At 65.7% G+C, this 13405-nt stretch carries 11 protein-coding genes; 4 read left to right on the top strand and 7 right to left on the bottom strand.

What is annotated here, in order from left to right:
- Positions 1-228: 228 nt before the first annotated feature.
- The 3 genes from ABD050_RS16445 to ABD050_RS16435 are packed head-to-tail and all read left to right on the top strand — an operon-like array spanning position 229 to position 2425.
- A complete protein-coding gene (locus tag ABD050_RS16445) occupies positions 229-1614 on the top strand; it encodes a spinster family MFS transporter (RefSeq protein WP_343890572.1) in 1386 nt (461 codons plus the stop codon).
- Positions 1611-2024 carry a nuclear transport factor 2 family protein gene (locus tag ABD050_RS16440; RefSeq protein ID WP_343890571.1) on the top strand — a complete coding sequence of 138 codons (414 nt, stop codon included), beginning with the start codon at positions 1611-1613 and terminating at the stop codon, positions 2022-2024. The genes ABD050_RS16445 and ABD050_RS16440 overlap by 4 nt, the downstream gene beginning before the upstream one ends.
- Positions 2021-2425, top strand: coding sequence for a nuclear transport factor 2 family protein (locus ABD050_RS16435; RefSeq protein ID WP_343890570.1), 405 nt, complete (start codon positions 2021-2023; stop codon positions 2423-2425). Before ABD050_RS16440 ends, ABD050_RS16435 begins: the two co-directional genes overlap by 4 nt.
- Positions 2426-2434: 9 nt before the next feature.
- Here the strand turns inward: ABD050_RS16435 and ABD050_RS16430 are convergent, their stop codons facing one another.
- The 3 genes from ABD050_RS16430 to ABD050_RS16420 form a co-directional block, all read right to left on the bottom strand.
- Complete coding sequence (locus ABD050_RS16430) at positions 2435-4096, bottom strand: tannase/feruloyl esterase family alpha/beta hydrolase (RefSeq protein WP_343890569.1); 1662 nt, start codon at positions 4094-4096, stop codon at positions 2435-2437.
- 4 nt (positions 4097-4100) lie between these two features.
- Positions 4101-5681 carry a carboxylesterase/lipase family protein gene (locus tag ABD050_RS16425; RefSeq protein WP_343890568.1) on the bottom strand — a complete coding sequence of 527 codons (1581 nt, stop codon included), beginning with the start codon at positions 5679-5681 and terminating at the stop codon, positions 4101-4103.
- 93 nt (positions 5682-5774) lie between these two features.
- Positions 5775-8774: a TonB-dependent receptor domain-containing protein gene (locus ABD050_RS16420; RefSeq protein WP_343890567.1), complete on the bottom strand. Its 3000-nt coding sequence runs from the start codon at positions 8772-8774 to the stop codon at positions 5775-5777.
- A gap of 344 nt (positions 8775-9118) precedes the next feature.
- Between ABD050_RS16420 and ABD050_RS16415 the strand changes: the two genes are divergently transcribed.
- Positions 9119-9631 carry a MarR family winged helix-turn-helix transcriptional regulator gene (locus tag ABD050_RS16415; protein ID WP_343890566.1) on the top strand — a complete coding sequence of 171 codons (513 nt, stop codon included), beginning with the start codon at positions 9119-9121 and terminating at the stop codon, positions 9629-9631.
- A 1-nt stretch (position 9632) separates the two neighbouring features.
- On the opposite strand, the gene ABD050_RS16410 is transcribed toward ABD050_RS16415, so the two are convergent.
- Genes ABD050_RS16410 through ABD050_RS16395 form a run of 4 tightly spaced genes read right to left on the bottom strand, consistent with a single transcriptional unit; the run spans position 9633 to position 13386 of the window.
- Positions 9633-10541 (bottom strand): LysR family transcriptional regulator, encoded by a 909-nt coding sequence (locus ABD050_RS16410; protein ID WP_343890565.1) that lies wholly within the window; start codon positions 10539-10541, stop codon positions 9633-9635.
- A 54-nt stretch (positions 10542-10595) separates the two neighbouring features.
- Positions 10596-11552 carry a ketopantoate reductase family protein gene (locus ABD050_RS16405; RefSeq protein WP_343890564.1) on the bottom strand — a complete coding sequence of 319 codons (957 nt, stop codon included), beginning with the start codon at positions 11550-11552 and terminating at the stop codon, positions 10596-10598.
- Complete coding sequence (locus tag ABD050_RS16400) at positions 11549-12046, bottom strand: aromatic-ring-hydroxylating dioxygenase subunit beta (RefSeq protein WP_343890563.1); 498 nt, start codon at positions 12044-12046, stop codon at positions 11549-11551. The genes ABD050_RS16405 and ABD050_RS16400 overlap by 4 nt, the downstream gene beginning before the upstream one ends.
- Entirely contained in the window at positions 12043-13386 is a 1344-nt protein-coding gene (locus ABD050_RS16395) for an aromatic ring-hydroxylating oxygenase subunit alpha (RefSeq protein ID WP_343890562.1), read from the bottom strand. Before ABD050_RS16395 ends, ABD050_RS16400 begins: the two co-directional genes overlap by 4 nt.
- Between the last annotated feature and the right edge of the window lie 19 nt (positions 13387-13405).

Raw genomic sequence — 13405 nt, 5'->3', positions numbered from 1 at the left:
GGATTGTCCCCCGAGATCGAGGAGGCCAGTCGCGATCCCCGCCGGGGGTTCGCTGCTAGTCTGTCCGCCCTAAAATGATATATTGATAAATCATCATAATTGCTGCACGATCGGCTTTATCGAATGCGTGCCGCCGGTGGCGGGCGAGGACGCAATGGCCGAGCGGCGCGCGACCGGGACACCCGGAATTGCGCCGCATCAATGGCGAAATAGAGAGGATCAGGGCCCTTGCGCGACGAAGACGAACGCCTGCTGTCTGCCGGCTACAAGCGCCTGTTCATCGGCATGTCGTTTTCGGTGGCCGTCTTCAATTTCGCCGATCGATCGGTGCTTGCAGTGCTCGCCCAGCCGATCAAACGCGATCTGGAGCTGAGCGACTTCCAGCTCGGCATCCTGCAGGGCGTCGCCTTCGCATTCCTCTATGCGATCCTGGGCTTGCCGATCGGACGGCTTGCCGAACGGTTCTCGCGCGTCAAGATCGTCGCGGGCGCCATTCTCTTCTGGTCGATCATGACCGCAGCCTGCGGATTGATCGGCAGCTTCACTCAGTTGCTGCTGTGCCGGGTCGGCGTGGGCATGGGCGAAGCCGGCGCTCAACCGGCGACGTCGTCGCTCGTCAGCGACCATTTCCCGCGTGAGCGGCGCGCCTCGGCGATGTCGCTCATCTTCCTCGGCACGCCGGTCGGCACCTTCCTCGGCGCAGTGGTCGGCGGCTGGGTCGCGGCCCATTGGGGGTGGCGCGCTGCCTTTTTCGCGCTCGGTGTTCCGGGCGTGATCGTCGGCGTGACGATTTTGCTGGTGCTGCGCGAGCCCCGGCGCGGACTGGCTGACAATGCCCCGCGCGAGCCCGCGCCCCTGCCCGATTTCGGCGCCTTTCTCCGCGCCGTCGCACGGAAGCGCGGGCTGCTGTTCGTGATTCTGGGCGGCTCGCTCGCCGGCTTCGGCATGACCGCGATTTCGCAATTCCTGGCCGTGTACCTGGCGCGGATATATCAGCTGCCGGTCCAGCAGGCGGGCACGCTGTACGGAACCATCTCGGCGATTGCTCTCGCCGCGGGACTCATCATCGGTTCGTTCGGCACTGACTGGCTTTCGCGGCGCGGCGACCGGCGCTGGCCGGCCTGGGGGGCCGCCACCGGCCTGGCGATCGCCCCCCTTCTCTACTGGATCGCGTTCAACATCCATTCCGTGCTGTGGGGCTCGGTGATGCTCTGCATCGCGGGCGCGACGATGCTCCTTTACTATGGCCCGACGCTGGCGATGATCCAGAATTTGCTCGAGCCGCGGATGCGGGCGACTGGCGCGGCGCTGTTCGCGATCCTCTACACCATTTTCGGCTCGGGCTTCGGGCCGGCAACGGTCGGCTGGTTGAGCGATCATTTTGCCCAGTCGGCATTCGCCGGGGGCAATTATCTGGCTCAATGCCGTGGCGGCAAGGCGGCGCTTCTCGCCGCGAAGAGCCTGGGCGATCCGTGCGCGGTCGCAGCGACCTACGGCATCAGGTCAGCGCTGATGTCCGCCGTGTGCATCCTGTTCGCTGCCTCGATCTGCTTCCTGTTCGCGTCGCGGACGCTGCGGAAGGATTTCTACATCGTCGGGGAGGAAAGGGTGTGAGCGCGCGACCGAGGCTGCTTTCCTGGTTCGAAGCCTATCTCGCTGCTTTCAATCGTGCGGATTTCCCCGGGTTCGGCGCTTGCTACGCGGATAATGTGGTCTTCCACGGCCAGGCGGCGCAACTGGTGGGTCGCGATGCCGTGCTCGATTTCTACCGCAGCGTGCGGACCTATCTGGACGAACGCGTCGACCTGCTGACCTTCGTGGGGGCCGCCGACGGCAGCCGGATCGCCGCTGAACTGCGCACGACGCTCATCGCCCGCAAAGATTGGCCTGACATGCCCACCGGACCGATGCGCGCGGGAGACCAGCGGCAGAGCGTGAACTTCGCCTTTTACGAGATTGCGAATGGCGTGTTCACGCGAGTTCGCACCGCACGCTTCTCGCCCCAGCCGGGAAGCCGGGCGTGACGCCGGAGGCGCGCTTTCGCGCCTATCTGCGCGCCTTCAACCGGAGCGATTGGGATGCGCTGCGCACCTTCTACGCGCCGGATATCCGGCTCGTGATCGGGAACGGCACCGAACTCGTCGGGCGTGAAGCGATCGTCGATTTCTACGGCAAGGTGAAACGGCAGACCATGCGGACGATCGAACTCGTCCAGTGCTTCGCCGACGGCAATGTCCTGGCGGCCGAGATCGAATCGGAATTCCTCGCGCTCGAGGACGCGCCCGATTTCGCGGCGCGACCGATGGCGCGCGGCGACCGCTATTATCTCAACAGCTTCGTCTTCTACGAATTCGAGGCCGAGCAGTACACGCGCATCCGCGCCGCCGTGTTCCGCCGGGAGTTCAGGCCGCTCGCCCCGCGCTGAAGCGCCGGGTCAGCCGTGCGGTGCGAGGTTTGCCCGCTTTCTCGAGGCGGCATGCGACCCTGGCCAATCCACGCCGTCCTCGGGCTCGCCCTTCACCGCGACGGGAGAGAATGACGTGGCGGCATTCACGTCTCCGCCACGATACCGGGTTCGCGTCGGATAGGCATAGATCGGGCGGTGGCGGACCGTGCCGTCAGCCAGCGTCGCGCTTGCCTCGACCGTATCCGGCGCCTTCCCCTGCTCGACCCAGCTCACCACCGCGCCCAGGAAATCCTCGTCATAGGCAATATAGCCACCCGAACAGTGATAGCCCCCCGGTACCACGAACATCCGCGCGAAATCGCGTGTCGCGGCGATCCCGCCCATATGCTCGCGCACCGCCTGATAGTAATCGAGCATGCCATAGATGCCGGCGGCATTGTCGGCCGCGCCCTGCCACATCAACAGCTTGCCGCCCGCATCGCGGAACGCTGTCATGTCGGGATCAGTCGAATCATAGGGCGCGCCGGCACTGATCAGCCGGGCCAGGCTCTGCCGGGTGAAGCGCCAGTCGCGCCACCCGAAGGTGGCGGGAAGATCGCCTGGCAAGAGCAGATATTTCAGGAAGGCCTCAGCGGCGAATTTGCCTGACTGGGTCGGCGCGCCGCGCCCCACCCAGCCCAGCTCGCCGCCATAAGGCGCGCCGCCGGGGAAGAGTGCATTCCCGTCGGCATCGGCTGGCCCGCGGTAATAAGCGCGCGCCGCGTCGACCTGCTGGCGCGTGAGGCACTTCGTGGGATCGCCCGGCCCGGCCGGGCAAAGCAAGGCAGCCGGATCATAGCTGCACGCGCGGGGATCATCGATCTGCCCGTCGGCGATTCCATCGAGTCTGTCGCAGGCCTTGAGCACCGCCTTGTGCAGCAGTTGCACTGCCGCGTCGGTGAAGATCTCCCTGCCCTCCCCGTCGATGCCCTTCTGCGCTTCCCAAAGGAACAGCTGCATCGCGGCCGGCATCGCCACCGAGGAACCGGCGACGATCCCGTCAAAGTCGCCCGGATAGCGCTGCACCTCCATCAGTGCCTCGCGCCCGCCGCCCGAACAGCCGGCGAAATAGCTCTTCTCCGGCGCCTTCCCGTAGAAGCTCGCGATCAGTGCCTTGGACGCGACCGCGACGCCGTGCGCCGCTTTCTCCGCGAACTGGGCGCGGAGTTCGGGATCGCCGATCGCCCAGGTGCCGTCACCGATCCCGGCCGCATGATGCCCGCCATTGTTGAAGGCAACCGCAAAGGCACCGCCAAAGGCGTGCGCGTTGCTGCAGAGCGGCACGATCGAATTGAAGATCACGCCGCACATGCCGCCGCACCCGCCCTGCAGGAAGCGCCCGGTATAGCCCGACAGCGGCAGGCGCAGCTCGAATTCGGTCTGCGGCGTGACATAACCCTTCACCAGGCAGAAGGCGGGGCGCGACCCGGTCGCCGCCTCCTCCTCGGCCGAGCGCAGGCGGAAGGCAATTCCGCCCGCGTCGCGCGCCGGCTGGCGCAGCAAATCGGCACAGGCCATTGCCGGGGCGATGACCTGCCGTTCGGGCAGCGCAATCAGCCGCGCGGGCGAAGGCTGCGCCGGCTGGGCACTCGCGGTCGCGGCGAGAAACAGGCCGATCACGGCCGCGATCGCCATCATCACCGTGCGCATAGGCTCATCCATAAGCAGCGATCAGTGCCTGTTCGACGCCCAGCGGATCGTCGCTCAGCGCGCAGGGGGAGTCGAAGATCATCGTCGCGCGCCGCGGATCCGAATAGGCCGGCCATTCGGGCAGGCCGGCCACATTGGGATTTCCCGTCCGCGCGAAGGCGGCCCAGCGGCGGCTCATCACATTTGCGAGCGCCTGTGCCTCGGTCGCGCGCGGTGCCAGATTGGGGAAGTCGGCGACGGTATCGAACACCATGGGCAATTCGACTCCATGATGCGCGCGCAGCGTGCCCCCACTCACCGGCGATTGCCAAGCGACCAGGTACGCGTAGCACGGCGCCGTTCCCGCCACGGCGCGCTTCTCCTGGACGACCCGGGCATTGCGGCCCATCCCGGCCTCGGTGGTGATCGCGAAATACAGGTCGCTCGGCGTGGCGTCGGGGCGCAGGCGGCGGAAGCCGTTGATCAACGGCCCGGCCTCGCGCACCTTGCTCTCGAGCGCGGCGGCCAGCCCCCCCCAGTCGAGCGAGAAGGCGCCCTCTGGTGGAAAAAGGACGGTGGTCTCGGTCGCCGTGTGGCCGACCATCATCGCAATGCCGGGCGATACCGGCGGCGTGCCCGGTGCGAACGGAATCTGCGGGATCACGGCGCCGTCGGCGACAATCCCGGGCCCGAGCATCGGATTGCCTTTGGTCACCTTTTGAAGCCCGGCCAGCAGGCGATCCGCCGACACCGCGCGAAGGGCGTCCACGTCGCCGGGCGCGATACCGAGTGCCTCGAACAGCGCCGCCGCGATGCGCATGCTGTCCTCCGGCGTGGTTGCGTAGGTGCCGAAGCCGCTCTGCAGCGCCGCGCGGTGAAACAGCCCCTTCGCCGAGGGCATCGCCAGCAGCGACGCGACTTTCGACCCGCCGCCCGAATGGCCGAAGACCATCACGCAATCCGGGTCGCCACCGAATGCAGCGATGTTGTCGCGCACCCATTGCAACGCCAGGACCAGGTCGAGCTGGCCCGGATTGGCCGCCGCTTTGCTCGACGGTGCGAGGTCGCCGAAATAGAGATAGCCGAACGCATTGAGCCGGTGGTTGAGCGTCACCAGGACCACGTCTTCCCGCGCGCAGAGGCGCGCGCCGTCATTCACCGGATCCGATCCCGAGCCGACCGCGAAACCGCCGCCATGGACCCAGACCATCACCGGACGCTTCGCGCTCCTGTCCGCCCCCGGGGTCCAGACGTTCAGAACCAGGCAATCTTCCGCCTGGGGCGGCTCCGACGCGCGGCCGCCCGGGGTGGTCAGCTGCGGACAGGACGGGCCGAAGCCGGTTGCATCGCGCACCCCGCTCCAGCCTGTCGGCGGCTCGGGGGGGAGGAAGCGGCGTGCGCCCCCGGTCGGGGCGCCATAAGGAATCCCGCGGAACACCTGCGTTCCACGCTCGACCGCGCCGCGGACCTTGCCGTGGCGTGTCGTCACGACAGGGGAGGTGCGGGCAACGGCGCGGGATGCGGGCAGCATAGCGGCAGCGGCAGCCGCGCAGCCCCCCAGAAACAGGCGGCGGGACGGCGAGGCGCCCTCCCCTCGATCGGCCATTTGCCTTCTCCCATCCATCCCAAGCCGCGATCGCGACCATGGCTTGCCCGGCGCATCGCCGTGATGCGCCGGGCCCGTCATTCACCCGGCAGTTCAGAAGCCGAAGCGCAGGCCTACGCGATAGCGGCGGCCGACATTGTCGTAGTTCACCGAGTTGTTGTTGCCGTTCCAATAGGGCGGCGGGGTGGTGTCGAACAGGTTGACGACGTTCGCGTACAACTGGATCTTCTGGGTCCCGCGATCGATGAGTTTGAAGCTCACCCCCAGGTTGGTGTAAAAACGTGAGGGCACGCGGTTGGTGTTGATGCTGTTCGGCAGCGTCACGCTATAGCCCGGATCTTCGGGCCCCACATAGGTCGCGTCCACCTTGCCGGCCGAGATGAAGTGCTCCTGCGCAGTCAGTTCGAGCCGCCCGAGATTCAGGATCGCGAACCCGTCGACCACCCAGGACGGCAGGCCATTATACCCATTGTCGCCGGCGCGATTGATGCCGGGCAGCGAGCTGTTGGTATAATCCATCGTGTGGGTCGCCAGGGCACGCAGATCGAGAGTCGTTCCGCCGCCGAAATGCGCCCGATAGCTGCCCTCGATGTCGATGCCGCGCAGGTCAACGCGGTTGAGGTTCAGGAAAAGCACCTGGACGCTCTTGAGGATCCCGTTCGAATCGCGCGTCACCAGGCTGCAAATATCCGCGGCATTGGTGGAATTGCAGGTGTTGACGATCACCTGGGCGCCGAGTGTCGCGATCGCGCTGTCGATGCGAACCTTGTAATAATCGACTGACAGTCGCAGCCCGTTGAGAGCGCCCTGGGGCTGCAGCGTTACCCCGGTAGTGAAGGTTCGCCCCCGCTCCGGCTTCAGGTTGATATTGCCGCCGGTGAAGGTCTGGGCGAACACCTGGGTCGATGTCTTGCTGTCGGTGATCGCAAGCTGACCGCCGACTGGTGACGTGAACAATTCGGCCGTGTTGGGCGCCCGGAAATCGCGCGATTCGGTCGCGCGCAGCAGCAGCCAGTCGACTGGCTTGTACGTCACGCCGACCTTCCACGTCGTGGAGTTGAAGTCGTTGGAGGTGGTCGGGCTCTTCGACGTGTAATGGGTCTGGCGGATCGCACCGTTCAGCTCGAGGCTTTTGGCCACCGCGCTGTCCCTGAGCAAGGGCACGGCTACTTCGCCATAGCCTTCGATCACATCGACGCTGCCGTCGGAGGGCGTCGAATTATAGACGTAGAAGCCATTGGCGGCAGAGATCGGATCGACCCTGATCTTGAGCGTGTCCTTGCGGGTTTCGATGCCCGTCGCGACCGCAACCGGTCCCGCCCAGGTCTCGAACGGCGAACCCCTGAGATTGAGCGCACTCGCGAGCTCGGTATAGGTGGAATTCTGATAGGTCGTGCCGAAGGCATAAGCCTTGGCGGCGGCGCTGTACTGGCCCTGCCCCAGGATGTTGAGCGGAACGCAGGCCGGATCGTCATTGGTTGGATCCGCGTCCGCGTTTACGCGGCAGACGATCGATCCGCCGGGTGTGCGCACCGCGTCGATCGCCTTGGCGAAGCGCGCGGTGATGCGGTCGTTCTTGGTCGACTGGTGATAGTCGGTCAGCCCATATTCGAGATAGCCGTCCCATTTCCAGCCGCCGCCCAGGTCGCCACTGGCGCCGCCGACAAAGCGGAAGGAGTCGCGCTTCGTGACGCTGTCCATCGTTCCGAAATCTGTACCGAGCTTGCCGATGGTCACCGAGGCGATGTTGTTGGCGATCATCGTCTGCTGGATCGAAGCGGGCAGATAGGGATTGCTGACCTTGATCACGTCACCGGTCGCCGGAAAGCCGGTGTCGCGGATTTCCGGGCCCTGCGTGTAGCCCGCCACATGCCCATAGCTCGCTTCGAAAAACGGCTTGAAGGCTGACGAAACTTCAAATTCGCCGTGCATGTAGCCATTGTAGCGGGTGACGGGGATGGAGAGCTTGGGATCGCCGAAAAAGGCGTTGAGTCCAGCCCCGGACCCTCCTTGCTGGAACAGCGAATTGGCATATTGTCCGTAGTTGAAGGTCGTCGGCTGCCCCGCCGCGTCGAACTGAATCCCGCTCAGCACGCCGCCATTGGCGGCCGTGCGTACCCCGGCGGTACTGGTCGTCGCCGTGATGAGACCGCCCGGCGTCAGCGTCGAGGTATGGACGTTGGTCGTGATGTTGTGTGCCGGACGACCACCGGCACCCGGCGTGCCCGTCAGATCCGCAAGCTCGTTGCCGCAGAAATTGCGCGTGTAGCAGCCACCCGTGCCCTTATCCTTGTCATATTCGAGGCCGGCCACGAAATGGCCGCGGCCATCCGCAAAGCTCGACCCGCCCGCCAGTTGCACCGAATATTCCTTGCCGTCGCCGACATCGGTCACGCCATATCCAATCGTGCCCTTCACACCCTGGAGATGGGTGTCGAGCTGGATATTGATCACGCCCGAGACTGCGTCCGAACCATAGGCGGCCGATGCGCCGCCGGTGACGATGTCGGCGCGGCTCACCAGAAGCGTCGGAATGAGATTGAGATCGACCGTCCCGGTCGAGGTGCTGGGAGCGAAGCGGCGGCCGTCGACCAGGACCAGCGTACGCGAGGCCCCGAGCCCCCGCAGGTCGGCGATGCGCGCGCCGGCGTTCACCGGGCTGATATTCGAGCCCACGACCGAGTTGGCCGGAGACGTGGTCGAGCGGAATGCCGGCAGCTGCGCCAGCGCTTCGCCGACATTGGGCGACGCCATGCGCTGGATCTGGTCGCCGCCGATCGTCGAGACCGGCGTTGGAGCGGTAAACCCGGTCGAGCCGAGGCGGGTGCCCGTGACGACGATATCAGCCGTGTCGGCTGCCGGGGCCTTGGCGCTATCCGCCTGAGTCGACGTCTCACCTGTCGTGGCGGTGGAGTCCTGGGCCCCCGAGCCCTCAGCCGGCGCTGCTTCGATCGCGACCCGATCGGGATTCCGGGAGAGAGGCGCCGCGGCAAAGGCACTCGATCCGAGCGGGGCGGCAACGCTCAGCGCAGTCGACCCCAGGATCAGGCACCGCACCAACTTCAACCGTCCCATTTTCAGCTCGTGACCCATCATATCTTCTCCCATTCATCCGTTATGTGCTGGCAATCTGCGCTGCCTGTTTGCGAGATACTGGCGGCCCCGCGCGTCGAGGCCGTCCGACGAGACGGCGCTCCGGAGCGCCGTGGTTCAATTGGAGGGATTTTCCGTCCTGCCCGGAAATGACCGCGGACGGGGCCTGCCGCGCCCCGATCGGCCACGACGGGTCCCCGAAACGCAGCAGCCCGAGACATCATTTCTAATGTCGATCGCCACAGTCCTCTCCACCAGGGGTATTGTTGATTATTCAATGATGATAATTCAACAATCGCGCTTTGGCAAGCGACAAACACGGGATCGACGGATAAGGAATGGTGATGAAACAACACGAATCGAGTGCGGCACACCGCGCCGTTGAGGCGCTCGAGGAACGCTGGGCAAATGTCGCGCCGCAGAACCTGCCCTACCATATCCTGCTGCTCAGCAAGCTGCTCGACCGGGTCACGGCGCAGCATGTCAGGGAAACGGCTGACCTCTCGCTCGCTGAATGGCGGACGATCGCTCACCTCGATTATCTCGGCACGTGCAGCGCAAGTGAAATCGCCAACCTCGCTTTCGTCGATCGCGCCGAGGTGAGCCGGGCGCTGGGCAATCTGGAAAAGCGCGCGCTGGTTCGCCGCGAGCCCCATCCCAGGAAACGCAACAGCCGCCTTGTCTCGCTGACCGACGAGGGCAAGAAGGTCCATGCCGCCGTCCGCGGAGAGCGCGGCAAGTTCTTCAACGACTGGGTCGCCGACCTGACCGACGCGGAGCGCAAGCAGCTCGATTCGGGGCTGCGCCGCATCATCAAGCGCGTCGTCATGATCGCGCCCGACGTGATCGACTTCTAGATCAGCCCGGCGCGTCCATGGCCGCCGCAAGATGGTCGAGCACGAGCTGGGCCGGCTTGGCGAGAATGGCGCGGCGGCGGCGGTAGATCTGGAAGCTCCGCTCGATGACGAGCTCCGGGATTGAATGGACCTGGAGCAATCCCGCATCGACCTGCCCCGCGACGAGGGCCATCGGCAACCAGCCAAGCATGTCGCTGTTCGCCACCATCGCGATCTGGGCGCCGATCGAATTGGTCTCGACCGCGATCCTGGGCAATTTCCGACCCGAACGGCTCAACAGCTCCTCGAACATCAGCCGCGGCGTTCGGCCTCGCCCGAGCATCACCCAGGAACAGTCGAGCAGGGCATCGAGGTCGGTCGAGGCCGGATCGAGCCGCGGGTTGCCGACCCGGCTGCAGGGCACGAACCTGTCCTCGACCCGGCACGGCGCGATGGCGATCATCTCGTCATGTTCCAGCCCGTCGGTCGCGACGATCAGGTCGAGCCGCCGGCCGACCAGCGCGTCGACCAGCTCGCTGTCGGGCGCTTCGAAAAGATCGACAATGATCTCGGGCGCGTCGCGCAGCATCGCCGCGATCGCGCGCGGCACTACGCCCCTGCAGAGCGCGGCAACCGCGCCGAGCCGCAGCCTCCCGCGCTGCATCCCGTTGAGCGCGGCGACCGCCTGCTCGGCCTGTTCCATTTCGAAGACGAGCAGACGGGCGTGATCGATCAGCGCCTCGCCCGCCGCCGTGAGCGCCATGCCCTTGCTGTGTCGTTCGAACAGCGGGCTGCCGAGGCGAAGTTCCATTTCCTGGATGCGACGGCTCAGGGAAGGCTGAGTCATGTTCACCACATGCGCCGCACGGCCGAGGCTGCCGCAATCTACCACGGCAAGGAAAGCGCGCAGGTCGCGTCCGTCAAAGCTCATGCGCCCGCCTATGAGTTCTTCCCTGGCGCACCGCAAGCCGGCGTGCCGGGGCCGTCACGACGTCGGCCGTGCCTCGACGATGCGAACGAGATCGCTCAACGTGTCGCAGACCGGGGTGGGCACGCCGAGGCGCGCACCCTCGCGCGAGATGGCGCCGTTGATCGTCTCGATCTCGGTCGCCCGGCCCGCTTCGCGATCCTGCAGCATCGAGGCCTTGTGTCCGCGATGCTCGCGCAGCGCGGTATCGATGCTCGCCATGATCCCCGCGCGAACGATAGTGATTCCCTTCGCGGCGGCGACCGCGGCCGTCTCGCGCGCGACTGCCTCCGCAATGCGACGCCCGGGCGGATTGTCCATGCCCGAATTCGACACCTCGCACAGCATGGCGATGGCATTGAGCGCCGCGTTGAACGCGACCTTTTCCCACACCGCTGCGGCGATGTCGTCGGGGCGCGAAACCGAGAAACCAGCCCGCTCCAGCAGCGCGGCAACGCGTTCGGCGGGGGCTTGAGCACCAGGCGCCATCGGCCCGACGCAAAGGGAAGCAGCGCCATGCGTCGTCACCGCAGCTGGGCCCGCAAGATCGGCCGGGATCAGCGCAGTGCCTATCACCACCCGATCCGCGCCGAAAGCATCGGCGAGAAGCTCGGCATTCCCGATACCGTTTTGCAGCGTCAGCGCGACGGGGCGTCCGCCCTGCAGATGCGCGACTGACGCGATGGCCGAGGCGCTGTGCATGCCCTTGGTGAACAGGATGACGAGGTCGATCGGGGCGCTGACATCGGCCGCGAGCGACGCCGCCACCGGAACGGTTCGCGTCCCGCTGTCGTCGGTGAGCGTGATGCCCCGCTCGCCGATTGCGGCAAGCCGCGCGGGATCGACATCGATCACCACGACCTGCGCGCCGGTTTCGGCGATCCGTGCGGCGAACAGACTGCCCATTGCGCCCGCGCCTAGGATCGCGACCCTGCCGAAGCCGCGCGCGCCGCTGGATGCGAGGGACGCGGTCATATCGAATAGATGTCGAGCAAGGTCGGCACCACGTCGTTGAGCAGCCGGATCACCTTGCGCGAAATCCGCCAGCCCGACTCCCCGTGCACCAGCTCATGCTCGTATCGACCGAAAAAACCATGCGTACGCCCCGCACGGACATCAACCAGATTGACGATGAAGCAGCTCGAGATGCTGGCGGTTCCCGGCGCCCGCGCGGTCACCATCACGTTGCTGATAGCGTGCATCACCCTGAGCCGCACTTTCGAAGCGACCGACATGCCCGATCGGATTCGCCTGATCCGGTCCTCCAGGTTGCTGCGCCCATGATAATAGATCAGCGACAATTCGCTGTCGGGGTCGCTGGTCTGCTCGCTCTCGCTTTTCCACGCCGGCATCCAGAACACGGTATCGGGCGTGAACAGCTCGATCCACGCGTCATAGCTCCCCTCGTCGAGCAGCAGCGCCTCGCGGTACAGGAAGAGCTCGGCCTCGCGGTCAGTCAGCAGCGTCATGCCAGTCCATCCTGCATGCGGGTCGCCCAGGCGCGATAGTAACTGTGGAAGAGGCTTTCGTCGCAGGTCTGCGCCTGGCCGAGCACGCTGCGCTGGGGGTTGAGGCCGATCATCTCCGAATAGGCATTGCCGCCCTCGACCGAGGCGGTGAGGCCGCGGGCGTGGCCCTGCAGCCATGGCCGTTCCTGCCGTGCCATGCCCATCTGGCATTCCTCATAGACGACCGTGTCGTCGGGGGTCGCCATGCCCGTCGGATTGAAGAAATCCTCATATTGCCTGATCCGCGTTCGCCGCGCCTCGGCGCTCTCGCCACGCGGCGCGATGCACCAGGTCTGCATCTCGGTGAGGTTGTGCGCAATCGGCCGGATCACCCGCAACTGGCTCGAGGCATTCTCCGCGATCTGGAGGTTGGGGAAAATCGTCAGGTTGCGCATGTTGAACATCCAATTGCGCCGCGCCGTGCCGATCCGCTCGGCGATCTCGTCAGCCCGCTCATAGAGCGGCAGTGCCGGGGTCACCGCCATCAGGCCCCAGTTGAGGACGTGACCGTGCTCGAAGCTGAACGTGCCGCCGGTCGGCCCTTCGGCGTCTTCCTTCCAGAAATCGCTGCCGCCAAGCGTCGACTGGACGACATCGTTCTTCTGCTCGCGCGCCCGCGCTTCCAGGATTCGGATGTAGCTCGGGTGAGTCGAGGTGAAGTGATATTGATCCGAGCAATTCTCGAGCTGCATCTTCCAGTTCGCCGCGAAGGTGAAGCGGACCGCGCCCGGCACCAGCTCGACGCCTTCGGTGCTCTGGTCAGCCACCAGATCGAGCAGCTTGCGCGCCTCTCCCAGATAGTCTTCGAGGCTCGGAACATCGGGGTTGAGACTCGCGAACAGAAAGCCCCGATACTCGCCGAAGCGCGGGATGCGCGCGAGATCGTGATTCTCGCGATCGAAGCCCGCACCATAGCAGCCGCCGCTCCGCCACTTGATATTGCGGTTCGCACCCGAACTGTCGAAGCTCCAGCTATGGTACGGGCAGACGTGAAGCCGCGTATTGCCCGACAGCTGCTGCGCGACGCGCGCGCCCTTGTGAGGGCAGGCGTTGATCAGGCCGTTGAGCGCGCCATCCTCCGAACGGCTGACGATGATGGGCACGCGGCCGATGAAACCGGTAAAATAGTCATGCGGCTGAAGCGCCTGGCTTGCCATGCCGACGAACACCCAGCCGCCCTCGAAAATATATTGCTGCTCCAGCGCGAACACGTCCGGGTCGCTGAACAGCGCACGGTTGATGCGAAAGACGCCGTCAGCGGGACGATCGTCGATCAGCTCCGACAGGCGATATGCCGACATAGGCGTTTCCTCTCCCGCG

This window comes from Sphingomonas oligophenolica (genome assembly GCF_039522915.1).
Taxonomy (GTDB): domain Bacteria; phylum Pseudomonadota; class Alphaproteobacteria; order Sphingomonadales; family Sphingomonadaceae; genus Sphingomonas; species Sphingomonas oligophenolica.
This window is presented reverse-complemented; position numbering and strand designations above follow the sequence as displayed.

Excerpts from the sequence above, each read along its gene's own strand:
- ABD050_RS16405 (WP_343890564.1), bottom strand. The coding sequence starts at position 11,552 with ATGACCGCGTCCCTCGCATCCAGCGGCGCGCGCGGCTTCGGCAGGGTC.
- ABD050_RS16430 (WP_343890569.1), bottom strand. The coding sequence starts at position 4,096 with ATGCGCACGGTGATGATGGCGATCGCGGCCGTGATCGGCCTGTTTCTC.
- ABD050_RS16410 (WP_343890565.1), bottom strand. The coding sequence starts at position 10,541 with ATGAGCTTTGACGGACGCGACCTGCGCGCTTTCCTTGCCGTGGTAGAT.
- ABD050_RS16395 (WP_343890562.1), bottom strand. The coding sequence starts at position 13,386 with ATGTCGGCATATCGCCTGTCGGAGCTGATCGACGATCGTCCCGCTGAC.
- ABD050_RS16425 (WP_343890568.1), bottom strand. The coding sequence starts at position 5,681 with ATGGCCGATCGAGGGGAGGGCGCCTCGCCGTCCCGCCGCCTGTTTCTG.
- ABD050_RS16415 (WP_343890566.1), top strand. The coding sequence starts at position 9,119 with ATGAAACAACACGAATCGAGTGCGGCACACCGCGCCGTTGAGGCGCTC.
- ABD050_RS16400 (WP_343890563.1), bottom strand. The coding sequence starts at position 12,046 with ATGACGCTGCTGACTGACCGCGAGGCCGAGCTCTTCCTGTACCGCGAG.
- ABD050_RS16420 (WP_343890567.1), bottom strand. The coding sequence starts at position 8,774 with ATGGGTCACGAGCTGAAAATGGGACGGTTGAAGTTGGTGCGGTGCCTG.